General features: G+C 65.7%; 29 protein-coding genes. 12 read left to right on the forward strand and 17 right to left on the reverse strand.

Annotated elements, in window-relative coordinates; all coding sequences use genetic code 11:
- Positions 1 to 24: 24 nt before the first annotated feature.
- The 3 genes from gorA to CG51_RS02950 form a co-directional block, all read right to left on the reverse strand.
- The gene (gene gorA / locus CG51_RS02940; protein ID WP_035741628.1) at positions 25 to 1,380 is read right to left on the reverse strand and encodes a glutathione-disulfide reductase; all 1,356 of its coding nucleotides are present in this window, start codon (positions 1,378 to 1,380) and stop codon (positions 25 to 27) included.
- Positions 1,381 to 1,390: 10 nt separating this feature from the next.
- Complete coding sequence (gene rpiA / locus CG51_RS02945; RefSeq protein WP_035741629.1) at positions 1,391 to 2,167, reverse strand: ribose-5-phosphate isomerase RpiA; 777 nt, start codon at positions 2,165 to 2,167, stop codon at positions 1,391 to 1,393.
- A 100-nt stretch (positions 2,168 to 2,267) separates the two neighbouring features.
- A complete protein-coding gene (locus CG51_RS02950; RefSeq protein ID WP_035741631.1) occupies positions 2,268 to 3,104 on the reverse strand; it encodes an alpha/beta fold hydrolase in 837 nt (278 codons plus the stop codon).
- 126 nt (positions 3,105 to 3,230) lie between these two features.
- Here CG51_RS02950 and CG51_RS02955 point away from each other — a divergent pair, with 126 nt between their 5' ends.
- Positions 3,231 to 4,580 carry an Nramp family divalent metal transporter gene (locus CG51_RS02955; RefSeq protein ID WP_051930001.1) on the forward strand — a complete coding sequence of 450 codons (1,350 nt, stop codon included), beginning with the start codon at positions 3,231 to 3,233 and terminating at the stop codon, positions 4,578 to 4,580.
- 341 nt (positions 4,581 to 4,921) lie between these two features.
- On the opposite strand, the gene CG51_RS19910 is transcribed toward CG51_RS02955, so the two are convergent.
- Complete coding sequence (locus tag CG51_RS19910) at positions 4,922 to 5,092, reverse strand: hypothetical protein (protein WP_156961328.1); 171 nt, start codon at positions 5,090 to 5,092, stop codon at positions 4,922 to 4,924.
- Positions 5,089 to 6,495, reverse strand: coding sequence for an argininosuccinate lyase (gene argH, locus CG51_RS02960; RefSeq protein ID WP_035742048.1), 1,407 nt, complete (start codon positions 6,493 to 6,495; stop codon positions 5,089 to 5,091). Before argH ends, CG51_RS19910 begins: the two co-directional genes overlap by 4 nt.
- A gap of 28 nt (positions 6,496 to 6,523) precedes the next feature.
- Between argH and CG51_RS02965 the strand changes: the two genes are divergently transcribed.
- Entirely contained in the window at positions 6,524 to 7,090 is a 567-nt protein-coding gene (locus CG51_RS02965; RefSeq protein WP_035741633.1) for a TlpA disulfide reductase family protein, read from the forward strand.
- On the opposite strand, the gene CG51_RS02970 is transcribed toward CG51_RS02965, so the two are convergent.
- Positions 7,059 to 7,649: a DNA-3-methyladenine glycosylase I gene (locus tag CG51_RS02970; protein ID WP_035741634.1), complete on the reverse strand. Its 591-nt coding sequence runs from the start codon at positions 7,647 to 7,649 to the stop codon at positions 7,059 to 7,061. The genes CG51_RS02965 and CG51_RS02970 overlap by 32 nt on opposite strands.
- 158 nt (positions 7,650 to 7,807) lie before the next feature.
- On the opposite strand from CG51_RS02970, the gene CG51_RS02975 reads away from it, so the two are divergent.
- The 3 genes from CG51_RS02975 (at position 7,808) to yddG (ending at position 10,730) form a co-directional block, all read left to right on the forward strand.
- A complete protein-coding gene (locus CG51_RS02975; RefSeq protein ID WP_035741636.1) occupies positions 7,808 to 8,983 on the forward strand; it encodes an acetyl-CoA C-acetyltransferase in 1,176 nt (391 codons plus the stop codon).
- A 53-nt stretch (positions 8,984 to 9,036) separates the two neighbouring features.
- Positions 9,037 to 9,759 (forward strand): beta-ketoacyl-ACP reductase, encoded by a 723-nt coding sequence (phbB, locus tag CG51_RS02980; protein WP_035741638.1) that lies wholly within the window; start codon positions 9,037 to 9,039, stop codon positions 9,757 to 9,759.
- Between the two features lie 68 nt (positions 9,760 to 9,827).
- Complete coding sequence (yddG, locus tag CG51_RS02985) at positions 9,828 to 10,730, forward strand: aromatic amino acid exporter YddG (RefSeq protein ID WP_035741640.1); 903 nt, start codon at positions 9,828 to 9,830, stop codon at positions 10,728 to 10,730.
- On the opposite strand, the gene CG51_RS19380 is transcribed toward yddG, so the two are convergent.
- The 3 genes from CG51_RS19380 to CG51_RS02995 all read right to left on the reverse strand — a co-directional run bounded on the left by CG51_RS19380 (position 10,708) and on the right by CG51_RS02995 (position 12,014).
- Entirely contained in the window at positions 10,708 to 10,875 is a 168-nt protein-coding gene (locus tag CG51_RS19380) for a YdcH family protein (protein ID WP_084695003.1), read from the reverse strand. The two genes, yddG and CG51_RS19380, sit on opposite strands and share 23 nt — an antisense overlap.
- 114 nt (positions 10,876 to 10,989) lie before the next feature.
- Positions 10,990 to 11,778, reverse strand: a complete 789-nt coding sequence (locus tag CG51_RS02990; RefSeq protein ID WP_051930002.1) for a tRNA1(Val) (adenine(37)-N6)-methyltransferase — start codon at positions 11,776 to 11,778, stop codon at positions 10,990 to 10,992.
- A gap of 20 nt (positions 11,779 to 11,798) precedes the next feature.
- On the reverse strand, positions 11,799 to 12,014 hold the full coding sequence (locus CG51_RS02995; protein WP_035741642.1) for a putative signal transducing protein: 216 nt from the start codon (positions 12,012 to 12,014) through the stop codon (positions 11,799 to 11,801).
- A gap of 100 nt (positions 12,015 to 12,114) precedes the next feature.
- Here CG51_RS02995 and CG51_RS03000 point away from each other — a divergent pair, with 100 nt between their 5' ends.
- Positions 12,115 to 13,053 carry a polyprenyl synthetase family protein gene (locus tag CG51_RS03000; RefSeq protein ID WP_233141244.1) on the forward strand — a complete coding sequence of 313 codons (939 nt, stop codon included), beginning with the start codon at positions 12,115 to 12,117 and terminating at the stop codon, positions 13,051 to 13,053.
- 3 nt (positions 13,054 to 13,056) lie between these two features.
- On the opposite strand, the gene CG51_RS03005 is transcribed toward CG51_RS03000, so the two are convergent.
- The 3 genes from CG51_RS03005 to CG51_RS03015 form a co-directional block, all read right to left on the reverse strand.
- The gene (locus CG51_RS03005) at positions 13,057 to 13,902 is read right to left on the reverse strand and encodes a 4-(cytidine 5'-diphospho)-2-C-methyl-D-erythritol kinase (protein ID WP_416171651.1); all 846 of its coding nucleotides are present in this window, start codon (positions 13,900 to 13,902) and stop codon (positions 13,057 to 13,059) included.
- A 7-nt stretch (positions 13,903 to 13,909) separates the two neighbouring features.
- A complete protein-coding gene (locus tag CG51_RS03010; protein ID WP_051930028.1) occupies positions 13,910 to 15,613 on the reverse strand; it encodes a tetratricopeptide repeat protein in 1,704 nt (567 codons plus the stop codon).
- A gap of 96 nt (positions 15,614 to 15,709) precedes the next feature.
- A complete protein-coding gene (locus tag CG51_RS03015; protein ID WP_035741646.1) occupies positions 15,710 to 17,359 on the reverse strand; it encodes an electron transfer flavoprotein-ubiquinone oxidoreductase in 1,650 nt (549 codons plus the stop codon).
- Positions 17,360 to 17,628: 269 nt separating this feature from the next.
- On the opposite strand from CG51_RS03015, the gene greA reads away from it, so the two are divergent.
- From greA to CG51_RS03035, 4 genes are all read left to right on the forward strand, one after another.
- Positions 17,629 to 18,099, forward strand: coding sequence for a transcription elongation factor GreA (greA, locus tag CG51_RS03020; protein ID WP_035741647.1), 471 nt, complete (start codon positions 17,629 to 17,631; stop codon positions 18,097 to 18,099).
- Positions 18,100 to 18,124: 25 nt separating this feature from the next.
- Positions 18,125 to 19,120 carry a hypothetical protein gene (locus tag CG51_RS03025; protein ID WP_035741650.1) on the forward strand — a complete coding sequence of 332 codons (996 nt, stop codon included), beginning with the start codon at positions 18,125 to 18,127 and terminating at the stop codon, positions 19,118 to 19,120.
- Positions 19,121 to 19,264: 144 nt separating this feature from the next.
- On the forward strand, positions 19,265 to 19,972 hold the full coding sequence (locus CG51_RS03030) for an AzlC family ABC transporter permease (RefSeq protein ID WP_035741652.1): 708 nt from the start codon (positions 19,265 to 19,267) through the stop codon (positions 19,970 to 19,972).
- A complete protein-coding gene (locus tag CG51_RS03035) occupies positions 19,969 to 20,289 on the forward strand; it encodes an AzlD domain-containing protein (protein ID WP_035741656.1) in 321 nt (106 codons plus the stop codon). The genes CG51_RS03030 and CG51_RS03035 overlap by 4 nt, the downstream gene beginning before the upstream one ends.
- Before the next feature lie 66 nt (positions 20,290 to 20,355).
- Here the strand turns inward: CG51_RS03035 and CG51_RS03040 are convergent, their stop codons facing one another.
- From CG51_RS03040 to CG51_RS03050, 4 genes are all read right to left on the reverse strand, one after another.
- Positions 20,356 to 20,982 carry a hypothetical protein gene (locus tag CG51_RS03040; RefSeq protein ID WP_035741658.1) on the reverse strand — a complete coding sequence of 209 codons (627 nt, stop codon included), beginning with the start codon at positions 20,980 to 20,982 and terminating at the stop codon, positions 20,356 to 20,358.
- A 37-nt stretch (positions 20,983 to 21,019) separates the two neighbouring features.
- Positions 21,020 to 21,175 carry an aa3-type cytochrome c oxidase subunit IV gene (locus CG51_RS19385; RefSeq protein WP_332888850.1) on the reverse strand — a complete coding sequence of 52 codons (156 nt, stop codon included), beginning with the start codon at positions 21,173 to 21,175 and terminating at the stop codon, positions 21,020 to 21,022.
- A gap of 137 nt (positions 21,176 to 21,312) precedes the next feature.
- Entirely contained in the window at positions 21,313 to 22,344 is a 1,032-nt protein-coding gene (locus CG51_RS03045) for an MBL fold metallo-hydrolase (protein WP_035741660.1), read from the reverse strand.
- Positions 22,341 to 24,047, reverse strand: a complete 1,707-nt coding sequence (locus CG51_RS03050; protein WP_035741663.1) for an acyl-CoA dehydrogenase family protein — start codon at positions 24,045 to 24,047, stop codon at positions 22,341 to 22,343. Before CG51_RS03050 ends, CG51_RS03045 begins: the two co-directional genes overlap by 4 nt.
- 81 nt (positions 24,048 to 24,128) lie before the next feature.
- Here CG51_RS03050 and CG51_RS03055 point away from each other — a divergent pair, with 81 nt between their 5' ends.
- Positions 24,129 to 25,121, forward strand: coding sequence for an L-threonylcarbamoyladenylate synthase (locus tag CG51_RS03055; protein ID WP_051930003.1), 993 nt, complete (start codon positions 24,129 to 24,131; stop codon positions 25,119 to 25,121).
- Positions 25,122 to 25,343: 222 nt separating this feature from the next.
- On the opposite strand, the gene CG51_RS03060 is transcribed toward CG51_RS03055, so the two are convergent.
- Entirely contained in the window at positions 25,344 to 25,901 is a 558-nt protein-coding gene (locus tag CG51_RS03060) for a YqgE/AlgH family protein (protein ID WP_035742062.1), read from the reverse strand.
- A gap of 142 nt (positions 25,902 to 26,043) precedes the next feature.
- Here CG51_RS03060 and CG51_RS03065 point away from each other — a divergent pair, with 142 nt between their 5' ends.
- Positions 26,044 to 26,862 carry a protein-disulfide reductase DsbD domain-containing protein gene (locus CG51_RS03065; RefSeq protein WP_088233455.1) on the forward strand — a complete coding sequence of 273 codons (819 nt, stop codon included), beginning with the start codon at positions 26,044 to 26,046 and terminating at the stop codon, positions 26,860 to 26,862.
- Positions 26,863 to 26,945: the final 83 nt, after the last annotated feature.

A 26,945-nucleotide genomic window follows, 5' to 3' on the forward strand; every position in this document is an offset into this window, starting at 1 on the left:
TCATGTCAAGCGCCGGAGGGTGCGTCACCATGACCGGGAGGGCGCCTTCATGGTGACCAGTTCCTCTGCCATCGTGGGATGAACGGCCACAGTTCTGTCGAAGTCTTCCTTGGTCGCGCCCATCTTCACCGCAATCGCGGCAAGCTGGATCATCTCCCCCGCTTCCGGTGCGACGATGTGACACCCGAGCACGCGGCGGCTTTCGCTGTCCACCACCAGTTTCATCAGCACCCGATCATCCCGCCCTGCGAAGAGCGTCCGCATCGGGCGAAAGGCGGTGGAGTAGATCTGCACCCCGCCCCGTTCCCGCCCCTCCTGCTCCGTCATGCCGATCCCGGCCATTTCCGGCTGAGTGAACACGGCAGAGGGGACGAGGTCATGATCCGCCTTCGCGGGAGTGCCGTGGAACACGGTCTCGGCGAAGGCCTGCCCCTCCCGGATGGCGACGGGCGTGAGGTTCACCCGGTCGGTCACGTCGCCCACCGCATAGATGGACGGGACGGAGGTCTGTGACCACTCGTCCACCGCGATGGCCCCCGACTTGCGCAGCCGCACGCCCAGCGCCTCCAGTCCCAGCCCACCGGTCGAGGGCGCCCGGCCGGTGGCGTAGAGCACGCGCCCGTAGTCACCCTGCCCGCCATCGGCGAAGGCAACGCGCACGCCATCCGCAGCGGGATGCAGCGCCGCCACATCCGTCTCCGTGCGGATGTCGATGCCCGCGCCCCGCATTGCGGCGGAGACGTGGCCGCGGACCTCCTCGTCGAAGGGGCGCAGGACTTGCGGGCCGCGGTAGGCCAGCGTCACATCCACGCCAAGACTATTGAGAATGCAGGCGAATTCGCAGGCGATATACCCGCCGCCCACCACGAGGACGGAGCGCGGCAGCTCCTCCATCAGAAACATGTCGTTGGAGGTGGAGGCAAGCTCCCGCCCCGTAATCTCCGGGATGAAGGGCGCGCCGCCCGTCGCGATCAGGATATGCTTCGCAGTGAATCTCTCACCGCTGTCGAGCCGGACGGTATGGGCATCCTCCAGCACCGCGCGGGCGGCATGGATTGTGACACCCGCCCGCTCCAGATTGGCGCGGTAGATCGCTTCGAGCCGGTCCAGCTCGTCATGCAGCGCCTTGCGGAAGCGGCTCCAGTCGAAGCTGCCGATGCTCGCGTCCCAACCATAGGTGCGCGCGTCCTCCACCACCGCCGGAAAGGAGGAGGCGAAGACCATCAGCTTCTTCGGCACGCAGCCGCGGATGACACAGGTGCCGCCCACGCGGTATTCCTCCGCGACGGCGACCCTCGCGCCGGACTGCGCCGCAACACGGGCCGCACGCACGCCGCCGGAACCCGCGCCGATCACGAACAGGTCGAGGTCGAAGGACATGCGACTGCTCCTAGAGATCCGCGAAGATGTTGTCGCCCTCGCCCAGATCGCTCCGTTCGATGGAAACGGTCCCGGCATCAAGGTCGCGCAGTTCCACCCGCCCGTCCGCATAGCCGATGACAACGGTATCGCAGATGTCGATGAAAAGCCCGTTCTCCACCACGCCGGGGATCTGGTTCAGCATGAGCGCCAGAGAGCCGGGATTGCCGATCCGTGCCAGCGAGAGATCGAAGATATGGTTGCCCTCGTCCGTGACGAAAGGCCGCTCCCCCGCCATCCGCAGGGTAAGGGTGCGGCCCATCACATCCTGCCCGGCCAGAACCTCCTCGATCAGCGTGCGCGTGGCCTGCATGCCGAAAGGAATCACCTCCACAGGCAGGTCGAAGGCGCCGAGCATGCCGACCTCCTTGGCCGCATCCGCGATGACGATCATCCGGTCGGAGGCCGTCGCCACGATCTTCTCCCGCAGCAACGCCCCGCCGCCGCCCTTGACAAGATTGAGCGCCCCGTCGAATTCATCCGCCCCGTCGATGGTCACGTCGAGCCAGCCCGCCTCATCCAGCGTGGTGAGCGGAATGCCGAGTTCCCGCGCGAGATCCGCCGTGCGCGTGGAGGTCGGCACCGCGGTGACTCGAAGCCCCTCCTCCCGCACCACTTCGCCCAGCCGCCGCACCATGAAGGCAGCGGTCGAGCCGGTGCCCAGGCCCACCTTCATTCCGTCCTCGATGAAGTCCACGGCGCGGCGGGCGGCAACGACCTTGGCCCGGTCGATGGGGGAGAGGGACATGGCAGGCTCCTTGCTTTGCCTGCCGTTATAGCAAGTTGTGACCGCCCTGCGAGAGCCAATTGCCGGGATGGTCCCGCAGGGGTCATGATCCTTTTGGTGGTCAGCGCAGGAATGCCAGCAGATCCGCGGTCAGCCGCTCCTTGTGAGAGGCCTGCAACCCGTGCGGCCCGCCCTCGTACTCCACCAGCTGGCTGTTCGCGATGCCATGCGCCGCCGCGCGGGCGGAGGGGTCGATCGGCACCGTCTTGTCGCCCGTTCCATGGATGATGAGCGTCGGCATGGTGAAAGCGGTGAGATCGGTGCGGAAATCCGTGGTTGCGAAGGCCTCCGCACAGGCCAATGTCGCCTTGAGGCTCGCCTGCATCGCAAGATTGCATGACCACTGAACGACCTCGTCGCTGACGCCACCGGTCAGCAGGCCGCCCCCCTGCATCAGAGTCTTTCCGTAGAAAGTCTTGAAGAAGTCGGCGAAGAAATGGGCGCGGTCCTCCTTCATGCCCTTCGCCATCTCGTCGAACACCTCCTGCGGTGTCCCGTCGGGATTGTCCGGCGTCTTCAGCATGTAGGGCACCACGGAGGAGATCAGTCCCGCCGCCCAGATACGTGTGGAGCCGTGACGGGACAGGTAGCGCGCAACCTCTCCGCCCCCCATGGAGAAGCCGACGAGCGCCGCATCCTCGGCGCCAGTGGCTGCCAGAACATCCGCCAGATCGTCGGCCAGCGTATCGTAGTCATAGCCCGTCCACGGCTGCTCCGACCGTCCGAAGCCGCGCCGGTCATATGCGATCACCCGATGGCCCGCTGCAGCAAGCGCCATGCCGGTATCATCCCAGGTATCGGAAGACAGGGGCCAGCCATGCAGCAACACCACAGGCCGCCCCTGTCCCCAGTCCTTCACATAGAGCTTGGTCCCATCGCGGGTCTCGATCATCGCCATCCGAATCTCCTGTGCTTTCCGAAGCGAACGGGCTGCCGGAGGGTTTGTTCCTTGCCCGCATTTCCGTTGACACGGGCCAAGGCGCGCCTAGATTGCGAACGCTTCTCAATTTTAGGCACCGTCCCCATGCCGGACAATTTCAGACTGAGCGAGATCGGCTCCGGCCCCAGCTCCGGCTGGCGGCAGGACCGGGGAGAGGCCGCGCTGTCGGACGTGCATTCGAGTGTCGCGGTGCCCAAGGGTCGCTGGCGGCGCTTCGCCGCCTTCATCGGGCCGGGCTACATGGTTGCGGTGGGCTACATGGACCCCGGCAACTGGGCTACCTCGCTCGCGGGGGGATCACGCTTCGGCTACACCCTGCTGTTCGTGGCGTTGCTGTCCAACATCATGGCCATCGTGCTCCAGTCGCTCTGCGCCCGACTGGCCATCGGCTCCGGCCGCGATCTGGCGCAGGCCTGCCGGGATGCCTTTCCGCGATGGGTTTCCATCCCGCTATGGGCTGCGGCAGAGGTCGCGATCATCGCGACCGACATCGCCGAGGTGATCGGTACCGCCATCGGGCTGAACCTGCTGTTCGGCGTGCCGCTGGAACTCGGCGTGCTGCTCACATCGCTCGATGTGTTCCTGATCCTATGGTTGCAGCACAAGGGCTTCCGCTGGCTGGAGGCGTTCGTCATCGCCCTTCTGGGGGTAATCACCTTCAGCTTCTGCGTGCAGATCCTCCTGGCCCATCCCGACTGGGGTGGCGTGCTGCGCGGTTTCTTCCCCACGACGGAAGTCCTGCGGAACCCGGAGATGCTGTATCTCGCCCTCGGAATCCTCGGCGCCACGGTCATGCCGCACAATCTCTACCTGCACTCCGCCATCGTCCAGACCCGCGCCTATGGCGATACGGTGGCGGAGAAGCGGGCCGCGCTGACCTACTCGACGCTGGATTCGACCATCGCACTGATGTTCGCGCTGCTCATAAACGCGGCCATCCTGATCCTTGCCGCCGCGAGTTTTCACGGCGCGGGACACACCGAACTCGCGGAGATCGACGATGCCCACAAGCTTCTCGGTCCGCTTCTCGGCTCGGCCATCGCGCCGACGCTCTTTGCGGTGGCACTTCTGTGTTGCGGACTGAACTCCACGGTAACGGCCACACTTGCAGGACAGGCGGTGATGGAGGGGTTTCTCCAAATCCGGCTCAAACCATGGATCCGCCGGTTGGTCACCCGCGCCATCGCCATCGTTCCTGCTGCCGCGGTCACCCTGCTCTACGGACCGCGCGCGACAGGGGAACTGCTCATCCTGACGCAGGTGGTGCTCAGCCTGCAACTCACCTTCGCCGTCGTGCCGCTGGTGCTGTTCACCTGCGACAGGCGGAAGATGGGGCCCCTCGTCGCCCCGCGCTGGCTTGGCATCACCGCATGGGCGATCGCAGCGATCATCATGGCGCTGAACGCCAAGTTGGTGCTGGATTTCCTTGGATGAAGAACAACGCCGCTGGCATCTGAAGAACCGCGCGTGATCAGTACCAGCAGTCAGGCGGTCATCAGTCAGGGGATCAGCGGTCAGACGATCAAGCGAACAATATTCAGGGCCACTGCATTCGGGGCCACTGCCGGATCCTTATCCGCACTTCCCGTTTCCGGCCCGGCAGAAGTCCTGCCCGCGGGCCGCCTGCCCCGCGTTCGCGCATTTCCCAACGACCGTGTTTCCGGGCCGCGCCCGGCACGTGTCGGTTCGGGCCGGTCGCAGAATCCGGCCGGGCCCTGCGGAACGATCGGCTTGGCGCTCCGGAAAACGTCAAAGGCCGTCAGATATGGACCTTGTCAGGAGCGCGGCGTTCGCGGCGGCTCCACCCACTGCGCGGAGGGGGAGATCGTCACACCCTCCTGCCGCGTGTCGATATAGGTGGCTGGGGTTCCGTCCGGATAGAGCGGCACACCGTCGGCCCCGCAGGCCGACAGCGCCAGAAGTGCCAGAAGCGGCAGAAGCCTCACGCCAGCTTCTCCTTCCAGCGGGCGATCTGGCGGCGCACCTGATCGGGCGCGGTACCGCCATAGCTCTGGCGGCTGCGGACGGAATTGTGAACGCCCAGAACCGCGAACACATCGTCCCGGATGCCCGAATGTACCGACTGCATATCGGCCAGCGTGAGTTCCGGCAGATCGACGTCTTTCTTCTCCGCCATGGCGACAAGCGTGCCGGTGACATGATGGGCATCGCGGAACGGCAGCCCCAGTTCCCGCACCAGCCAGTCGGCAAGGTCGGTCGCCGTGGAGAAGCCGGAGGCGGCGGCGGACTCCAACACCGGGACATTGGCGGTCAGGTCGCGCACCATGCCCTCCATCGCGGCGAGCGACAGGATCAGGTTGTCGGCGGCGTCGAAGACCTGTTCCTTGTCCTCCTGCATGTCCTTGGAATAGGTGAGCGGCAGGCCCTTCATGATGGTGAAGAGCGCGACCGTCGCGCCGAGGATCCGGCCCAGCTTGGCGCGCAGAAGCTCCGCCGCATCCGGGTTGCGCTTCTGCGGCATGATGGAGGAGCCGGTGGAGAACCGGTCGGACAGCCGCGCGAAACGGAACTGGGCGGAAGACCAGATCACCAGCTCCTCCGCAAAGCGCGACAGGTGCATGGCGCAGATGGAGGCGGCGGAAAGGAACTCCAGCGCGAAATCCCGGTCCGCCACCGCGTCCAGCGAATTGGCCATCGGCCGGTCGAAGCCCAGTTCCTGTGCCGTCATCTCCCGGTCGATGGGGAAGGACGTGCCGGCCAGCGCGGCGGCGCCGAGCGGGCTTTCATTCATGCGGGTGCGGGCGTCCTGAAAGCGCCCCATGTCCCGGCCCAGCATCTCCACATAGGCCATCATGTGATGACCCCAGGTCACGGGTTGCGCGGTCTGGAGATGGGTGAAGCCCGGCATGACCCAATCCGCCCCCTTCTCCGCCTGGGCGAGGAAGGCGCGGATCAGCAGTTCCAACCCGGCGATCACCGCGTCCGTCTGGTCCCGCACCCAGAGGCGGAAGTCGAGCGCGACCTGATCGTTCCGGCTCCGTGCGGTGTGCAACCGGCCCGCCGGCTCCCCGATGATCTCCTTCAGCCGGGCCTCCACGTTCATGTGGATGTCTTCCAGATCGGTGCGGAACTTGAATGCGCCGCCCTCGATCTCTGACAAGACCGTGAGCAGCCCTTCCCCGATCGCCTGCGCATCGGTATCGGAGATGATGCCCGTCACCGCCAGCATCGCGGCATGGGCGCGCGAGCCGCGGATGTCCTGCGCCGCAAGCCGCTGGTCGAACCCGATGGAGGCGTTGATCGCCTCCATGATCGCGTCCGGCCCTGCGGCGAAGCGGCCACCCCACATGGAGTTCGCGCCCGTGTCGGAAGTGCCTTTGTCGGTCATACTGGTCATCGTGGCCTCTGGAGGAAACATGCGCATTCGATCCCTTTTCCTATACGCGGCCCTCGGGCTTGGCGTAAACACGCCTCATGTCTTCGCGGCGGATCTGCCCGCGATGGAAGCGGCCCGCGCGGGCGACATGCGCAAGCTCACCCTCTCCGCCAACCCGCCCGACCTCTCCTCCGCCGCGCTGGAGGATGAGGCGGGCAACCCGCGCTCCATCGCCGAATGGCGGGGGAAACCGGTGCTCATCAACTTCTGGGCAACGTGGTGCGCCCCCTGCCGGGAGGAGATGCCGTCCCTCGAGCGGCTTCAGAAGAAGATGGCCGATACGCCTTTCGAAGTGGTTACCGTTGCGACCGGTCGCTCGGATGCGCGGGGCGTGGACAAGTTCCTCAACGAGATCGGCGTGACGGAACTGCCGCGCCTGCGCGATCCGAAGATGCAGATGGCGCGCGACATGGGCGTGCTGGGGCTTCCCGTCTCCGTTCTGGTCGATGCAGACGGCAGGGAGGTCGCCCGCCTGATCGGCGACGCCGACTGGGACACGCCGGAGGCTGCGGCGATCATCGAGGCGCTGATCCGGCCCTCGCAATGATCCCCTGACGGAAGCAGGCGCCGACATGGTCGTTGACCAGGCCCGCCGACTGCATGAAGGCATAGACCGTCGTCGGCCCGCAGAAGCGGAATCCCGCGCGGGACAGCGCCTTGGACAAGGCAATGGAATCGGCCGTCTTCGTCGGCACCTGCGCCATCGTCTCCGGCGGCACGTGGTCGCGGGGCGCATGGCTCCACACCAGATCGGCGAACGGCTCTGCACCCCCGAGGGCAAGGAAGGCCCGCGCATTGCCGATGGTGGCCTCGATCTTGCCGCGGTGCTGGACGATGCCGGCATCCGTCAGCAGACGGGCCACCTCTGCCTCCTGCCACCCGGCGACAACCGCCGGATCGAACCCGGCGAAGGCCCGCCGGAAGGCCTCCCGTTTGCGCAGGATGGTGATCCACGACAAGCCCGCCTGGAACCCTTCCAGCTGTAGAAGCTCCCACAGGGCGCGCCCCTCCCGCAGCGGAACGCCCCATTCCGTATCGTGATAGGTGACATATAGCGGGTCGGTTCCGCACCAGCCGCAACGGGCCGGCGATGTCTCGACGCTCATGTGCAACGCTCCTTTTGAGAACGAAAAATGAACTTTTTACCACCAGGGTCAAGGTGCGGCATGCCACCGCCGTCGGTGTTGCGCTCTCTGTGGTGAGCCGCCATAGATTGCACAAGCGCCGGTGCGTCCACGCATCCCGGCCCAAGGGGAGAATTGCCATGACCAATGTCGTGATCGTTTCAGCCGCCCGTACTCCGGTCGGCAGTTTCAACGGCTCTTTCGCATCCACGCCTGCCCACGAACTGGGCAAGGTCGTGCTGGAGGCCCTGGTGGAGCGCGCAGGCATCGCGCGGGAGGATGTCTCGGAGACCATCCTCGGCCAGGTCCTCCCTGCAGGGCAGGGCCAGAACCCGGCCCGTCAGGCGCATGTGAACGCCGGTCTGCCGATCGAATCCGCCGCATGGGGCATCAATCAGGTCTGTGGCTCCGGGCTTCGTGCCGTGGCGATCGGCGCGCAGCACATCCAGCTTGGGGATGCCGCCGTGATCGCGGCGGGGGGGCAGGAGAGCATGTCCCTTTCCCCCCATGTGCAGCATCTGCGCGCGGGCACCAAGATGGGCGACATCAAGTTCATCGATTCGATGATCCGCGACGGGCTGTGGGACGCCTTCAACGGCTACCACATGGGCCAGACGGCAGAGAATGTCGCCGCCAAGTTCCAGATCACGCGTGAAGCGCAGGACGAATTCGCCGTCGCCTCCCAGAACAAGGCCGAGGCCGCACAGAAGGCCGGGCGCTTCCGGGATGAGATCGTTCCCGTCGTGCTGAAGACCCGCAAGGGCGATGTGACGGTGGATGCCGACGAATACATCCGCCACGGTGCGACCATGGAGGCGATGGCCAAGCTGAAACCCGCCTTCACCAAGGATGGCACCGTCACCGCCGCCAATGCCTCCGGCATCAATGACGGCGCAGCGGGCGTTCTGCTGATGACGGAGGAGGAAGCGGCGCGGCGCGGCCTGAAACCCATCGCGCGCATCGCCTCCTGGGCCACCGCCGGGGTCGATCCGGCGATCATGGGCACCGGGCCGATCCCCGCCTCGCGCAGGGCGCTGGAGAAGGCGGGCTGGAAGGTGTCGGACCTCGATCTGGTGGAGGCGAACGAAGCCTTCGCGGCGCAGGCGCTGGCGGTGAACAAGGAGATGGGCTGGGATCCGGAGATCGTGAACGTGAACGGTGGCGCCATCGCCATCGGCCACCCGATCGGCGCTTCGGGTGCCCGCATCCTCAACACGCTGCTGCACGAGATGACCCGGCGTGACGCGAAGAAGGGTCTCGCGACGCTCTGCATCGGCGGCGGAATGGGTGTGGCGATGTGTCTCGAACGCGGGTGAGCGACGCCGGACTATCATTGCCGCACAAATGATTTCAGGAGAGGGGGGAAGCTATGTCTAGAGTCGCATTGGTGACGGGTGGCACGAGGGGGATCGGCGCAGCCATCTCTCTCGCGCTCCGGGATGCGGGCTACAAGGTTGCCGCGAATTATGCGGGCAACAGCGCCGCGGCGGAGGAATTCAGCCGCGACACCGGCATTCCAGCCTTCCGTTGGTCGGTGGCCGATTACGAAGCCTGCAAGGCGGGAATCGCCGAGGTGGAGGAGGCGCTCGGCCCGATCGATGTTCTGGTGAACAACGCTGGGATCACGCGGGACTCGCTCTTTCACAAGATGACGCCCGATCAATGGCGTGAGGTGATCGACACCAATCTCAGCGGGTTGTTCAATATGACCCACCCGCTCTGGCCGGGGATGCGGGAGCGGAAATTCGGCCGCGTGATTTCTATCTCCTCCATCAACGGGCAGAAGGGACAGGTGGGGCAGGCGAATTACTCCGCCGCCAAGGCAGGCGATCTGGGCTTCACCAAGGCGCTGGCACAGGAAGGCGCGCGCGCGGGTATCACGGTGAACGCCATCGCACCGGGCTATATTGCCACGGAGATGGTCATGGCCGTGCCGGAGAAGGTGCGGGAAAGCATCGTGGCACAAATCCCGACCGGACGACTCGGCCAGCCGGAAGAGATCGCGCGTTGTGTGGTGTTCCTCGCCTCCGACGACGCGGGCTTCATCACAGGCTCGACCATCACGGCAAATGGCGGGCAATTCTTTGTCTGAGTCCGGACAGCACCTTGTCTGAACCCTCCTCGCCCCAACCGAGCGGGCTTTTGCCCGGCGCCGGGGGGATGCGTCACTCTGACGCGTCCCGCAGCCGGGCGACCCTCATCGGCCTGTCGGCGGTGCTTCTGTGGGCCTTGCTGGCACTGTTCACCATAGGATCGTCTCCAGTCCCCCCGCTCCTGCTGAATGCGCTGTGTTTCGGCATCGGCGGGATGGTCGGCGTGATCTGGATGAGTATCTCCGGCACGGCACATCGGCTGCGGCAGGTGCCAATTTCCGTCTATGCCTTTGGAACGGCCGGGCTTTTCGGATACCATATTCTCTATTTCTATGCCTTCCGTCTTAGCCCGACGGCAGAAACGGGGCTGATCGCCTATCTTTGGCCATTGTTTATCGTGCTGGGGTCCGCGCTGCTTCCCGGTGAACGGCTTCGCGGCGGGCATATCGCGGGCGCGCTGCTCGCCTTCGCGGGCGCAGCGCTCATCGTGCTGGGCAAGGGGTCAGACGGTGCGGCATCCGGGCTGGGGCAGATGCTGGCCTTTGGCTGTGCCCTGACGTGGACGGCCTATTCGCTCATCTCGCGCAGGCTTGGCACCGTGCCGACCGAGAGCGTGGCCGTATTCTGTATTGCCACGGCGGTGCTTTCCGCCGTGGCGCATATGAAATTCGAGCCAACGGTCTGGCCCGACAGCCCCATGGGCTGGGCCTCTGTCCTTTTGCTGGGACTGGGACCGGTAGGCATCGCCTTCTACACGTGGGACGTGGGGATGAAGCGGGGAGATGTGCAACTGCTGGGTGTTGCCAGCTATGCTGCCCCGTTGCTATCCACGCTCGCGCTGATCATCGCAGGCATCGCCGAAGCCAGTATCACCCTGCTCGTCGCTGCGCTGCTGATAACCGGCGGAGCAGCTCTCGCCGCCCGCGCCGGCAAGGCGCGACGGACGATCAGTGCGTCGAAAGACGTTTGATCTGCTCCTTGAGACGCATCTTCTGCCGCTTCATCTCGGCAATGTGGAGCGCGTCCGTCGCTGGACTGCGCTGCGCCTCCTCGACGCGCGCCGACAGCGCGGCGTGCTTTTTGCGGAGCTCTTGCAGGTGGGAACTGACTGCCACGGTCTTCCTCCTTTGGTGATCCACACCTCAATAGGAACACAGGAGACGAGTCGTGTCACGCCCGGAATGAAACGGCGATATGACGTAACGGCGACCGGATGAGCACATTTGTTACTAAAATGGCAGGTTTTTGCCATCACGAAGAATTTCAGAGACATCATTCTTGAAATTTTCGCCATCTTTTTCGTGATTTGCCCCTTCGTGCAGCACAAAAGGTGCGAGCAGGCGGAAGGCAGCGCGGCTGCCTTTTCGCGCCCGGCAGATGATCCGCCGTGCAGCGCGTCCCTCCCGCGGGGCGAGCGGCAGAATTACGATCCCCCCTGTCCGTGCGGAGAGCGCGGCGAGCAATTCCGGTAGTCGATCCGCTGCCTGAATGATGCTAAGGTACCCCCCGGGAGAGAGCCGCCTCAGCCCCGTCTCTACCCAGAGCTCGAGCGGCGTTTCCTCCCGGAGCGCAGCCTCCCGCCCCGGATCGCTGGCACGGGTGCCGCCTTGCGCACGATAATAGGGTGGGTTCGCTATGACGTGGTCGAAGCTCTCCGCCTTCAAGATCGCAGGGAGCGCGGCGATATCGCCCTCCGTCACCGCCATCGGGATGCCGTTGGTCGCGGCATTTCTGCGGGCGAGGTCCGCATAGGCGGCCTGACGCTCTACCCCGGCCAGGCGCAGCCCCGGCACCCGTCTGCCCAGACACAGGCTCGCCACGCCCGCCCCGCAACCGAGTTCGAGGACCGACTCACCCTCTCGTGCAGGCACCGAAGCGGCGAGAAGCACCGGATCGACAGCCGCACGATAGCCGCCCCGCGGCTGCAGGATGCAAAGCCGGCCGCCGAGAAATCCGTCGGACGTAAGGTCACCATCCGAGAAGCGCGGCGGGGAAGCACCGTCCAGTGGCTGGATCATCTGCTGGCCGTCCTCATGGATCAGTCGCTGACCGTGAGGCCGTTGTCGGTGAGTACGCGGCGCGCATGGTTCAGATCGCCGTCCCGCACCATGAGGCGCCGCGGCAGAATGCCCAAGGATCCTTCGAGAATGCTCATGTGGACGTCCAGTGGAAACGCGGCTATACCCTCGCCCTGAAGCAAGGCCACGGCAAAGGGGATGACGGTTGGGTCGCTTGTTCGCAGCACTTCTCGCATGAGCGGAGTAAACGTGACTTCCCCCCGGTTGTCGAGGCCGGGCGTGGAACCGGCGCGCGTGCACCCCCTCGATGCGCTGAACGCCTATCTGGCGGAGGACATGACGGCGGTGAACCGCCTGATCCGCGAGCGTATGGCATCGGAGAATGCGCCCCGGATTCCGGAGGTGACGGCGCATCTGATCGAGGCGGGGGGCAAGCGCCTGCGCCCCATGCTGACGCTCGCCGCCGCGCGGCTCGCGGGCTATGACGGCCCCTATCACATCCATCTCGCCGCGACGGTGGAGTTCATCCATACCGCGACGCTGCTCCATGACGACGTGGTGGACGAAAGCCGCCAACGTCGGGGACGTCCGACGGCAAACCTGCTGTGGGACAACAAATCCTCCGTCCTTGTTGGCGACTACCTGTTCGCCCGCGCCTTTCAGTTGATGGTGGAGCCGGGGTCCATCCGGGTGCTGGACATCCTGTCCAACGCCTCCGCCACGATTGCGGAGGGGGAGGTGCTCCAGCTTACCGCCGCTCAGGATCTGGCGACGACAGAGGCCACCTACCTGAAGGTCGTGCGGGGCAAGACCGCGGCGCTCTTCTCCGCGGCGACGGAATCGGGCGCGGTGATCGCGGACGCGCCGGAGGCGTGGGTGGCGGCGCTCCGCGACTACGGCGATGCGGTTGGGATAGCCTTCCAGATCGTCGATGACGTGCTCGATTACGGCGGCTCCACGCAGGAGATCGGCAAGAACATCGGCGACGACTTCCGGGAGCGGAAGCTGACGCTGCCGGTCATCAAGGCGGTGGCGAAGGCCGGAGCGCTGGAGCGTGACTTCTGGAGCCGCGTCATCGAAAAGGGCGATCAGCGGGACAGTGACCTGGAAGAAGCGCTGCAGCTGCTCCACCGGCACGGGGTGCTGGAGGAAACCCGGGCAGAAGCGCGCGCCTGGGCCGAGCGGGCAAAGGCATCGCTTGATCCTCTGCCCGATCATCCGGTCAGGGCCATGCTGTTCGATCTAGCCGACTTCGTGGTCGCTCGGATCAACTGACCCCTACAGCGCGGGCGGCTCCCGCAGCGCGGGGGCGGCAGCGATCCACCAGCCCTGCCTCTGCACCGCCCGCGCAGCGGCTTCCGCCTCCGCTTCGCCGTCAAACAGCCCGAAGCACGTGGCGCCCGAGCCGGACATCCGGGCGAGGTGACATCCCGGCTGCGCCGCCATCGTATCGATGACATCTGCGATGACAGGTGCACGGGCGCGGGCCGGTTCTTCCAGATCATTGCGCGTTTCAGCCGCCAGCCAATGCCCCAGCGCCGCGGCATCCGCGAGCCGCGGGAGCGGCGGAAGGGGCGCGTTGTCCCGCCGGACGAGCGCGGCAAAGACCGCGGCTGTCGGCACTTCCACGCCAGGGTTGACCAGTACCAACCAGAAATTCGGCAGGCCGGACAACGGCGCCACTTCATCCCCGATCCCTTGCATGCGCGCGGGCCGCCCGCCGAGGCACACCGGCACATCGGCCCCCAGCGACAGGCCAGCCCCCGGCACGTCCCGCCCGGTGATGCGGGCGAGCGCGCGGAGTGTCGCCGCCGCATCGGACGATCCGCCCCCGATTCCCGCAGCGGCGGGCAGCCGCTTCTCGAGCCTGATTGCCGCTTCCACTTGCATCAGCTGGGCGGCACGCAGCACGAGGTTGCCCTCTCCCCGCGGCACATCCTTCGCGCGCGGTCCCGTCACGGTGAGGGAAAGGGGTCCCGGCGCGACCGTTATCCTGTCCCCCACACCGGCAAAGATCACCAGGCTGTCAAGCAGATGGTAGCCATCGGCCCTTCGCCCCGTCACATGCAGGGCGAGGTTCACCTTGGCGGGCGCGAATTCCCCGATCGTTGCTTGCGGCACCACGGGAGGATCAATCTGCGCCGCCGGTCCGCACAATGGGCGGAGCACCCTCCTCCTTCAGCACCGCATCGAGGCCGAGGGAGAGCTTCTTGCGGATGCGTGCCGCTTCATCTTTCTCCGGGTTGAAGGAAAGGGCGCGGCGCCACTGGAAATCGGCCTCCAGCTTGCGCCCCACGGCCCAGAAAACGTCCCCCAGATGGTCATTGACCACCGGGTCGACCGGCATCAGCTCCGCCGCTCGCTCAAGATGGCCGACCGCCTCGTCATACCGGCCCAGCCGGAAGAGCGCCCAGCCAAGGCTGTCGGTGATCGCGCCATCATCGGGACGGGCGTCCACCGCGCGCTGGATCATCGCCAGCGCCTCGTCCAGATGTTCATGCCGCTCCACGTAGGAATAGCCGAGGTAGTTCAGCACGGCGGGCTGATCCGGCGACAATTCCAGCGCCTTGCGGAAATCGGCCTCCGCCTTCGGCCACTGGCCGGAGCGTTCGAACGCAATGCCACGGGCAAAGAAAAGCGGCCAGTGCTGCGGGCCCGGCGTTCCCAGCAAAGAGATGGCCCGGTCATAGCTCTGCGCGGCTTCGGCGAACTTCTCCTGCCGACGGAGCATGTCGCCATAGGCCACCTGCACGGACAGCACATCGGGAGAGGATTTCGCCAGTTGTTCCATCGCCTCCAGCGCGGCCTCCGTCCGACCCCCATCATAGAGCGCGGAGGCCCGGCCCATTTCCGCCACGTGGAAGGCTGGATCGTTTCGGGGGATGCGGTTGTAGGCGACGGTCGCAAGGTCATACTGGCCCTGCTTTTCAAGTATGCCTGCAACCATCAGGATCGCTTCGGTGAAGTCGGGGCGGAGGTGCTCTGCCATGCGGGCATAGACCAGCGTGAAACCATCCTCGCCCCCGCCGTTCGCCAGCACGCCCGCAACGCCGTGAAATGCTTCGGCCATGCCGTCGGACGCGGAGCGCACCACGTCAAAGGGCAGTGTTTCGCCGGCCTCCAGCCGGGCCCGGAACCCGTCCATCTCCGGATCGCCCTGGAAGGTGCTGTCGATCAGGGCGATGGCGTCGGCATCGCGGTCAAGCTGGCTCAACACCTCCACCTGTGCGACGACGCCCCGGCGCGTGATGCTCACCACCCGCCCGGTCTCCCCGCCCAGAATGGCCTGCGCCCCCTCGAAATCGCCCGCGGCGGCGAGCGCCAGTGCCTTGTGATAAAGGGCAAAAGCCTTGAGCGGCTCGTTGCCGGCAACCTTGTCGAACGCGGCTTGCGCATCCGACATCCGCCCAAGCCCGAACTCCGCCCAGGCACCCGCGAGCCCGTCGATCAGCGGGCTGATCTTCGGTCCGCCCTGCACATCGGCCTTGACCGCCGCCCAGTCCTTCCTTCCGATCATGTCCACGAGCAGCAGCAGATCCGCGAGCTGGCTGTCCTGCCCTTCGCGCTGCATGGCCTGCGCCACCTTCAGCGCGGCGTCGAACTCTCCCCGGCCGATATCGGAAAGGAGTGCGAACTCCTGCAGCTGGGCATTGCCCGGATCATGAGACAGCGCCTCGTGGAAATAGGTGCCGGCAGCGCGGTAGTCCCGCTCCCCCGCAGCGGCGCGACCGGCGAGGTACGGCCCCGCATAGCCATCCGCCCATGCGGTCGTTGCCCCGAGAAGCAGGGCGGAACCGCAGAGCACGGAGGCGGCAAGACGGGAAAGCTGGAACATCAGGAGCACCACAGATCGAACGTTCGGGTGACCGTATCCGTGGGGCGCCAGCAAGGCAATCGCCCCGCGCAGGCGGGGCGGATGCTCGCCCGAATGTTACATGTTCGGATAGTTCGGCCCGTCACCGCCCTGGGGTGTCGTCCAGGTGATGTTCTGCGGCGGATCCTTGATGTCGCAGGTCTTGCAGTGGACGCAGTTCTGGAAGTTGATCTGGAAGCGCGGCCCCTCCGCGCCTTCGATCACCTCATAAACGCCGGCGGGGCAATATCGCTGCGCAGGCTCGGCGAATTTTGGCAGGGTGTAGCTGATCGGGATCGTCGGATCCTTCAGCTTCAGGTGGCAGGGCTGGCTTTCCTCATGGTTGGTAAAGCTGAAGGAGACATTCGTCAGCCGATCGAAGGACAGCACGCCGTCGGGCTTGGGATAAGTGATCGGGGCATAGCCCGACGCGTCCTCCGTGGCAGCGGCATCAGTCTTGGGATGCGGCATCGTGCCGAACAGGCTCGCCCCGAAAAGCGAGTTGGTCCACATGTCGAACCCGCCGAGGCCGAGGCCCAGCATCCCCATCTTCGACCACAGCGGCTTCACGTTGCGCACCTTCTTCAGGTCACGCCCGATCTCCCCCGTGCGGACTTCGGTCTCGTAATCCGAAAGCTCGTCGCCCGTGCGGCCAGCAGCAATCGCCTTCTGCGCCGCCTCCGCCGCCGCGATGCCCGACAGCATGGCGTTGTGACTGCCCTTGATGCGCGGCACGTTCACCATGCCCGCAGAACAGCCCAGCAGCGCCCCGCCCGGGAACACCATCTTCGGCAGCGACTGGTAGCCGCCCTCGGTGATCGCCCGGCCGCCGTAGGCCACGCGCTTGCCACCCTTCAGAAGCTCCGCCACCATCGGATGGTGCTTGAAGCGCTGGAATTCCATGTAGGGGAAGACGTAGGGGTTCTTGTAGTTCAGGTGGACCACGAAACCGATGAACACCTGGTTGTTCTCGGCGTGATAGATGAACGATCCGCCATCGGCATTCTTGCCGAGCGGCCAGCCCATCGTGTGGATGACCGTCCCCTCGCGGTGCTTGGCCGGGTCGATCTCCCAGATTTCCTTCATGCCGAGGCCGAATTTCTGCGGCTCATGCCCGGCGGAGAGGTCGTAGCGGGCGATGATCTCCTTGGCCAGCGAGCCGCGCACGCCCTCCGAGATGAAGACGTATTTCCCGAGCAATTCCATCCCCGGCTCGTAGCTGTCGCCCACCGAGCCGTCGGCCTCGCGCCCGAACTCGCCCGCGACGACGCCCTTCACCGTGCCGTCCTCTCCATAGACGATCTGGGAACAGGCCATGCCGGGGAAAATCTCCACGCCCAGTTCCTCCGCCTGGCCGGCAAGCCAGCGGCAGAGATTGCCGAGCGAGATGATGTAGTTCCCGTGGTTGGACATCAGCTTCGGCATGGGCCAGTTCGGCAGCCGGATCTGACCGGATTCGCCGAGCATGTAGAAGCTGTCGTGCTTCACGGCCACGGTGACGGGCGCGCCCTTGTCCTTCCAGTCGGGGATCAGCTTGTTGAGGCCCACCGGGTCGAGCACCGCACCGGACAGGATATGCGCGCCGACCTCGGACCCCTTCTCCAGCACCACGACGGACAGGTCGGGATCGAGTTGCTTCAGACGGATCGCGGCGGACAGGCCGGCAGGGCCGGCCCCCACGATGACCACGTCATATTCCATCGATTCCCGTTCGATTCCGTCACTCATGCTGGTCCCCCCTTGCCCGCGGATGCGGGCGAACTGGCTTTTGTCAGGGGCCAGCGTTACCGGGCCGTAGCCAACGGGTCAATCGTCACGGACTGCCCGGCCGCAATGCCCTTGCGGCAAAGCGCCGCCGACGGCGCCGCCTCTCCGCATGGATCAGGCTTGCAATCCATGCCCGTCTCGGTTCAGGTGCAGCAGAAATGACACGCATGCACCCGCGCGCTTCACTGAGCGCGTTCGGGTGCTTTTGTTCCAGACCGGGAAAGACGACGATGGAAAAGATCCTTATGACCCGTAAAGGTCAGTCCGCGCTGGACGAGGAACTGCGCAATCTGAAGTCGGTCGAGCGTCCTGCCGTGATCCGCGCGATTGCGGAGGCGCGGGAGCATGGCGACCTCTCCGAGAATGCCGAATATCATGCCGCCCGCGAACGACAGAGCTTCATCGAAGGCCGGATCGGCCAGATCGAGGCCATTCTCGGGCTGGCGGAGGTCATCGAGCCGTCCCGCCTGTCCGGCCCGATCAAGTTCGGCGCAACGGTCACCCTCGTCGATGAGGACACCGATGAGGAAAAGACCTACCAGATCGTGGGTGAAACGGAGGCCGATATCGAGAACGGCCTTCTCAACATCCGTTCCCCTCTCGCCCGCGCGCTCATCGGCAAGGATGAGGGAGACACGGTCGAGGTCAAGACACCCGGCGGCGAACGCAACTATGAGATCGTGACCGTCCGCTATATCTGAGGAGGGCGCCGCAAGCGCATTCCGCATGCCTGACACACCGCAAGACGACCAGACTTTCCCCCGTCCCGCAGGATCGCCGCGGGAGGGAGGCGCCTTCCGCCAACTTCCGACGATCGACATAGCCGCGGCAGCGCTCACGCTGCTGTGGCTGGTGATCGCAGCGGTCTTTTTCTTCACCGGCGACGGAAGCGAGGGCGGGCGACCACTTTCCGCGCTGGTCGCCGCGCTGGCCGTGCTGATGCCGGTTGCGCTGATCTGGTTGATCGCGACCAGTCTGCGCACGGTCCGCCTGCTGCGCGAAGAAGCCGCTCGCCTGCAGCAGGAGATCGAGGCCCTGCGCCGCGGCGCGACGGCCCAGCCGTTGCGCCAGCCGCCGCTCGCGCAACCGACCCTCACTCACCCACCCGTCTCGCCTCCACCCGCGGTGCAGCCCCCCCTTCCCACCGCGGGGGGAGCAGCCGCACGTCCGGCGCAACCGGCGCGCCGTCAGTCCACCCCACCCCGCCCCATGGCACAGCAGACCCCTGCCGAAGCCACGGAACACGAGCCGTTGCCTCCTGCCGATTTCATCGGCGCGCTGAACTTCCCCGATTCGCCCGACGACGCGGAAGGGATCCGCACTCTTCGCCGTGCCCTGGAGGACCCGACCGCCGCCAAGCTCATCCGCTCGGCGCAGGACGTTCTGAATCTTCTGGGTGCCGACGGGATCTACATGGATGATCTCGTGCCGGAGGAACTGCCCCCCGGCGTGCTCTGGCGGCAGTTCAGCGAGGGTTCCCGGGGTCAGTCCGTTGCGGGGCTTGGTGCGATCGAGGAGCCGAACGTGCTGGCGGCGACAGCCACCCGGATGCGGAGCGATCCCGTCTTCCGCGATGCCGCACAGCACTTCCTGCGCCAGTTCGACCGCAGCCTCTCCGACTTCGCTCCCACCGTCCCCGACGAGATGCTGGGAATGGTCGGCATGACACGCACCGCGCGCGCCTTCATGCTGATCGGCCGCGTCGCGGGAACATTCGACTAGGCCGGAACCACCCGCGCCGCGGTCCCGTCAGCCGCCATCGGACGCAGCGATGCAATATCGGCGTGTCCGCGCGCAGCGGGCGGTTGCAAACCCGGACCGCGTCTCCTTATGGTGACGCGGTGTCGGCGGAGGCGACCAGCGCCAATGTTTCTCAATCCATGGTTTCGTCGGGGCGTGGTTGCGGGCCTGCCCTACCTCATTGTCGTCGTGCCCTTCGGGCTGCTGTTCGGCATTACGGCCCGCACGGCGGGCTTCAACCTCACCGAGATCATGGGATTTTCCATCCTGGTGATCGCGGGCGCCTCACAGTTCAGTGCCCTGCAGCTGATGAATGACAATGCGCCGGTGCTCATCGTTATAGCGACGGGCTTGGCGGTGAACATCCGCATGGCGATGTATTCGGCCTCTCTCGCACCGCATCTGGGCGGAATGCCGGTGTGGCAGCGGGCGCTCGCGGCCTACAGCCTGACGGACCAGTCCTACGCGATCAGCGCGTTGCGGTTCGAGACCGGCGCCCCGATGCGACCGCTTGACAAGGTGGCCTATTACTTCGGCACGGTGCTGTTCACCGCGGTGCCATGGCCCGTCTCCACCCTGGTCGGCGCGACTGCGGGAGGCTTCATTCCGGCCGGCGTGCCCTTGGATCTCGCCATCCCGATCACCTTCCTCGCCATGATCGCACCGCTACTACGCAACCCCGCCCATCTGGCCGCGGCGGTGGTATCGGTCGTTCTCACGCTTGCGCTTTCGTTTATTCCATACAACCTCGGGCTGCTCGTCGCGGCTGTTTTCGCGATGATCGCGGGCGCGGCAGTGGAGCAGCTCCTGGCGCGGCGGAGGGTGCGGGAGTGAGCTATGGCAAGCTCGAGATCTGGACGATCATCCTTGCGCTCGGGGCGGGCACGTTCCTGCTCCGCTTCTCCTTCCTCGGGCTGATGGGAAACCGGCCCTTCCCGGACTGGCTGCAACGGCACCTGCGCTACACGGCGGCGGCGGTGCTGCCCGGGCTCGCCATGCCCATCGTCCTTCAGCACATGCCGGACGGTGGGCTTGATCCGCTGCGCCTCATGGCGGCGGGGGCGACGATCGTGGTGGGGATGGTCACGCGCAGCACCCTTGCCGCGATCCTTGGCGGCGGCGTGGCGCTGGTGTTGCCCTATTTCTTCTGACGGCCCTCACCGAGGGCCGTCATCCACGGCCAGCAGTGACGGCCGTGAAGGATCGGGCAATGACGGTCAGCGAATCGGATCGGGATGGTCCTGCTGCCGGAGCGGATTCGAATTATCCTCGTCATCATCGTAGAAATAGGTCGTGACGACGCCCGGCATCTCTCCGAATTCCTGCATCAGCGTCTTCGGGAAATAGGTCCGACCGATCCGCTCAAAACCCGGTAGCTGGGACAGGACGCTGCTGACAGCCCGGGCACACATCGCCTTGGGCGTCGCGCCATGGGCTTCTGCCAGCCGCTTGGCCTCCGCCGCAACGGCGGGGGTCACCACCAGTTCCTGACGGACCACATGATAGGCCGGGCGGGCGTGGTAATTGACATACCAGTGCTCCACGCCTGTGCTGATGCCGTAATGGACATCGTTCCGCTCGGGCACCTTGCTATGTGTCCAGCTTCCGGCGGGATCGAAAAGCACGCGCTGATCGGCGTTGATCATCAGGCCGGAGTGTTCCCCCGCACCCGTGTTGTTGTTGATCGCGGTATAGAGCGTCAGGGTAGGCGGTCCATCGAACTTATAGGTCGCCGCCTGCACCGCCGCATCTGGCGCCCATGTCTTTTCCGCCGCGCCGCAGGCGACAAGCCACAGCGGCATCGACACCACAGCCAAAAGCCGCAGCCAACGCGCAGCGTTCATGGGGCGGCAACCTCCGCTTCGCGGAATGCGCTCATGATCAGAGAGTGGTCAGCGCGAGAAAGATGAGGACGAGCAGAACAACCACCGTCCCGTAGGTCATGAAGCGAATGAAGCCCTCGAAGGTCTTCTCCTGCGCGGAGATATCCATCGTGCCATGCTCATGGGCGGGGGATTGGGCGTGGTCCTGCATCATCTCGCCTTCCTGTCAGTTCTTCGTTCCAAAGCGATAGCTTATCGGGATGCGCCTGTCACCACCGACGGAAGGACCAGCCACGCCACAGCACAGAGCGTTGCCGTTCTGCCCAGCAGGCCGCGGAGTCGCCCCGCAGGTCAGGTGCGCTTCCAGAGCCACGCCTCACTTCCCGGTTCGCGATAGCGCCGCGCCCTCCCCGTTTGGGCCAGATGGTTCAGGTGGGCGACCGCCTCTCCCAGAGCCAGCGTATACTCGCTCTCGCCAATGGGACGGCGGAACAGGAAGGGAAAGCACTCCGCCGCACGACGCGGGGTGGCAAGCGCCTCCTCGAGCCGGTCGAGCGCCGCGACATGGCCGGAAATCATCTGCGCGAGCCGCGGCCCGACCCCGAAGAACGGCAACTTGTGCCCGGAAAGCGCCAACTGCCCCTCGCGGGCATAACGGCCCAGACGTGTGCAGCTTTCCAGCCAGTCGCCGACAGGATCGGCCTCCGGCTCCGTCGCATAGACGCCGAGATTGGGCGAGATGGTGGACAGGATCTGATCGCCCGCGATGACAAGGCTGCCGTCGCTGCTCCACAGGGTGGCATGCTCCGGCGCATGGCCGTTGCCGATATGCACCTCGAAATCCCGCCCGCCGATGTGGATGGCATCCCCCTCTGCGATACGGCGGAAGGCTCCGGGGATCGCATGCACGACATCGGAACTGTTGTAGGGCCGCTCGTTCGCCCGCTTGTCATAGATCGCCGGATCCATGCCGCAGGCCCGCCAGTAGGAAAGCTGTGTCTCCGGCGGGCGATCATGGGCCTCCAGCCGCAGCATCCGGGCAAAGAGGAAGGCTGTTCGCGTGGTGACCAGCTCCGCCCCGTGCTTCTCCACAAACCATCCGACAAGACCGATATGGTCCGGGTGGTGATGTGTGCCGATCACGCGGCGAACGGGACGGCCCGCCAGTGGGCCGGACAGGACGGCCTCCCACATCTCTCGCGTGGGAGGGGTATCGAAACCGGTATCGACCAGCGTCCAGCCATCGCCTTCGTCGAAGGCATAGGCGTTCACATGATCGAGGCGCAGCGGCAGCGGCACCCGGATCCACAACACCCCGTCGGCGATCTCGGCCACACCACCCGGAGCCGGCGGCGCCTCCAGCGGATAGCGCAGCGCGTTCAAACCGCCAGCTCCTCTGCCGTGATCGCATAGAGCCCCGCAGCCCCCTCATGTGCCTGCCGCAACAGCGAAACATGGTCGGGCAGCATCCGCCGGATGAAGAAGGTGGCCAGCGCCTCCCGTTCTGCCGGGTCGGAGCAGGCGGCGCGAAGGTGGTAGGATCCCCCCAGCACCAGCGCAAAGGCACGCAGATAGGGCACGGACCCGGCAAAACGGTCGTTCACCGGCTGGGCGACGAGCCAGTCCGTTACCTCCCGCAGCGACTCGGCAGCGTTCCAGACTTCCTCAGCCAATTGTGGGTGATCGGGTTTCGCGGCCTCTGCCCCGGACTGGACCTCGTCGATCAGACGGTTGATGGCCTCCCCCCCGTCCATCATCTTGCGGCCGACGAGATCGGCGGCCTGAATGCCGTTGGTCCCCTCGTAGATGGCGCAGACCCGCACGTCGCGAGCAAGCTGGGCGGCGCCCGTCTCCTCGATGAAGCCCATGCCGCCGTGGATCTGGATGGAGGTCTGGGTGACCTCGTTGCCGGTGTCGGTGCCGAAAGCCTTGGCGATCGGGGTCAGGACGCCGGCGCGGGCCTCCCATTCCGGCTCGCTCGTGGCCTTGGCCATATCGAGGGCGAGCGCACAGTCCAGCACGATGCACCGGGCGGCGAAGGTCTGCGCCTTCATGCCGGCCAGCATCCGCCGCACGTCGGCATGATCGATGATCGTGCCCTGGCCCGGCACGGGCGTCTTGCCCTGCCTGCGGTCCAGCGCATAGGCCAGCGCCTGCTGGCAGGCCGCCTCCGCCACGCCGACCCCCTGCGTCGCCACACCGAGACGGGCATTGTTCATCATGGTGAACATCGCCTTGATGCCGCCGTGCCGCTCGCCGATCAGCCAGCCGGTGGCGTTGTCATATTCCATCACGCAGGTCGGCGAGCCATGCAGGCCCATCTTGTGCTCCAGCGACACGACACGCACGCCATTCCTCGGTCCGGGTTCGCCCGCCTCGTCGAGCAGCAGCTTCGGCACGAGAAACAGGCTGATCCCCTTGACGCCCGGCCCGCCATCGGGAAGCCGGGCCAGCACGAGGTGGCAGACATTGGGCATGAAATCCCCGTCACCCCAGGTGATGAAGATCTTCTGCCCCGAAATCGCGAAGGTGCCATCACCGTTGTCCACCGCCTTCGTCACCAGCGCGCCGACATCCGACCCCGCGCCGGGTTCGGTGAGGTTCATCGTACCGTTCCATTCACCGGAAGTCAGTTTCGGCAGGTAAAGGCGCTTCAGCTCATCCGTGGCGTGATGCTCCAGCGCCTCGATCTGGCCCTGGGTAAGCAGAGGGTTCAGTTGCAGCGACAGGCAGGCGCCGGAGAACATCTCGTTCACCGCCGTCGCCAGCGTGATCGGCAGGCCCATCCCACCGAACTCCGGTGCCGCCGACATGCCGACCCAGCCGCCCTCCGCGATGGCGCGATACCCCTCGGCAAAGCCGGGAGAGGTGCGGACGACGCCGTTCTCCAGCTTCGCAGGGGTCAAGTCACCCGCCCGGTTCAGCGGGGCGAGGACATCTCCCGCAAGCTTGGCCGCCTCATCGAGGATCTGCTGCGCCAGATCGCGGGTGGCATCCGCATAGGGCTCTGTGGCGGACAGGCCCTGAAAACCAACGATATGATCGAAGATGAAGGTCTGATCCTTCACCGGCGCGCGAAAAGCCATCGAATTCCCCCCTCGCACCTTGGCGGCGACCGCCCGGGCGCGTATTTCGGCATTACTGTCACGAAGGCTAAACAAAGCAACATGACCGGCAAGCCCAAACGCAGCGTCACTGGAACCACACGCCGTCTCATCTCCGACAGCGCGGGGATAGAGACCGCGGCACGCCTTCTGGCAGAAGGGGGGCTGGTGGCGCTGCCGACGGAAACGGTCTATGGGCTCGCCGCCGATGCGCGGCAGGATCACGCGGTGGCGCGCATCTTCGAGGCGAAGGGGCGGCCCCGGTTCAATCCTCTCATCATCCATGTGGCCGATCTGGCAAGCGCGGGCCGCTATGCCCGGCTGACCCCGGAGGCGGAGCGGCTGGCGCGGGCCTTCTGGCCGGGGCCACTGACGCTCGTCCTGCCGCTGCTGCCGGAGGCGGGGCTGTCGCCGCTGGTTACGGCGGGCAATGACAGCGTGGCGGTGCGGGTGCCGGCGCATCCCGTCGCGCAGGCATTGCTCCGCCGGTTCGGAGGACCTCTGGCTGCGCCATCCGCCAATCCCTCGGGCCGTGTCAGCCCGACCCGCGCGGCCCATGTGCTCGACGGTCTTGACGGGCGGATCGAAGCGGTGATCGACGGTGGTGAGGCTGCCGTTGGGGTGGAATCGACGATCATCGGGCTGCTCGGGGCACCGCTGCTGCTCCGTCCCGGCGGACTGGCGCTCGAGGAACTGGAAGCCGCCTTGGGCCTCGCGATCCCCGCACCCGCGACCGATCCGGCGCGACCTGTTGCGCCGGGGCAGCTCTCTTCGCATTACGCGCCGCGGGCGGAGATGCGCCTCGGCACCCAGCCCGCGCCGGGGGAGGCATGGCTCGGCTTCGGACCCGAGGACGCGGGCGCCACGCTGAACCTCTCACCCGCAGGCGATCTGACGGAAGCGGCGGCCAATCTCTTTCATTACATGCGGGAAATCGATACCGGCCCCGGAACGGTCATCGCCGTATCTCCCATCCCGGAAAGGGGTCTGGGACGCGCTATCAACGACAGGTTGCGCCGTGCTGCTGCTCCGCGTCCCCGCGACCGATTGGTTTGACCGCTCAGCTTAGTGGCTGCCGAGGAACGGCTTTCAGAATAGCGCTAACGCGAAGATCGCCTGCAATCTTCTGAAACCCGTCAGAAATCCTGCACAGGGCCACCATCCCGGAGCCGATTTGCCGGTTTCCCAGCCGCATATCGGGCGAACCTGACCCTGCATGCACTTGGCGTGGCCAGACGCGTCAGACGCCGTCCCGCTCGCTGGAGGCATCTGAAGACATCAGGCCCTGCCGCCGAAGGCCGACAGGCTTATGGGATCCACCCCCATGGACCGTATCGCGGAAAGCCATTTCGTTCCGTTGTCAGCGGCGAAGACGAGATCGGGAAATGCGTCGCACACCAGCCAGTCATCACGGAGTATCTCGCTCTCCAGTTGACCGGGACCCCAACCTGCATACCCCAGCGCCAGAAGCGCCTGCGCTGGTCCCATGCCCCGCGCGATCTCCCGCAGGATATCGGGCGTGGTGGTCATGGCGAAGTGAGGGCCAACTTCTATCGTACCAGCCTCCTCCTCTTCATCGATCTGCGGAGAATGCAGGACGAACCCGCGGGCAGCTTCCATGGGCCCGCCGACGTGGATCGGGCAGCGCCCCCCCAAATGTGGTATGGAAAGCTGGTCCAGCAGCGCCTCGAAGCTGATATCCGCGGCCGGCTTGTTGACGACCAGCCCCATGGAACCTTGCGAAGAATGGGCGCAAATCAGAATGACGCTTCTTTCGAAGCGCGGATCGCCCAGACCGGGCATGGCGATAAGGAGCTTGCCCCCTAGGTCAGACATATGCGTGGTCCTGCTGCTCATGAACATAAGATGGCGCATGAGACTATCGTCACAAGCAGAGATTGCACCGCATGGGAGACAATGCCATCTCGTCGCCGGATTGTGATTTCAAGTCCTGCGATATCCCGCCGACAGTCCCGCCATGATGCTCAGCCCGTTCCGCCTTCTCGCCCTTGCCACAGCGACGCTGCTGCCTGCCCTTGCGGCGCACGCCGCGCCCACGCGTCCGCAGGATGTGGTGCAGGCAGAGGTTCTACCTGGCTGGCGACAGGCGGACGGCAGCCATGTCGCCGCGCTCCGCCTGACCCTTGCCGATCAGTGGAAGACCTATTGGCGTGCGCCGGGCGATGCGGGCATCCCGCCCAGTTTTGACTGGAGCGGATCAGAGAATCTGACGGATGTGACGCTGCATTGGCCCGCCCCCCATGTGTTCGAACTGAACGGAATGCGCACGGTCGGCTATACCCGCGAACTGATCCTGCCTCTGGAAATCCGCGCCCGGAACGCGGATCAGCCCATTTCGCTGCGCAGCCATGTCATGCTCGGGGTCTGCCGCGACATCTGCGTGCCGGTCGACCTGCGGATCGACGCCGTTCTGCCGGTGACGAAGCAACCGGACCCGACGATCCGGGCAGCCCTTGCCGCCGGCCCGCTGGATGCGGAAATGGCCGGGGTAACGAATCTCCGCTGCCGCGTGGAGATGATCCCGGATGGCCTGCGCGTGACGGCGGCATTCCGCGCGCCTCCGCTGGGCGGACACGAACTCGCCGTGTTCGAAACGCCGGACCCGGCCGTCTGGGTGTCGGAAAGCGATACGCGGCGCGAGGCCCATGGCGTGACGGCAACGGCGGATCTCGTTCCCCCTCCGGGAGAGACATTGGCGCTGGACCGCTCGCGGCTGCGCATCACCCTGATCGGCGACAGGGGCGCAGTGGACATGCTCGGTTGCCCCGCAGGCTGACAGCGCGACATCACGGCGCAGCCTCATACCAGCTATGCACAAAAATATGGCACTAAACGTGCCACTGCTGCTCGCACAAGCAA

Origin of the sequence: Haematobacter missouriensis, assembly GCF_000740775.1 — a bacterium.
Classification (GTDB): domain Bacteria; phylum Pseudomonadota; class Alphaproteobacteria; order Rhodobacterales; family Rhodobacteraceae; genus Haematobacter; species Haematobacter missouriensis.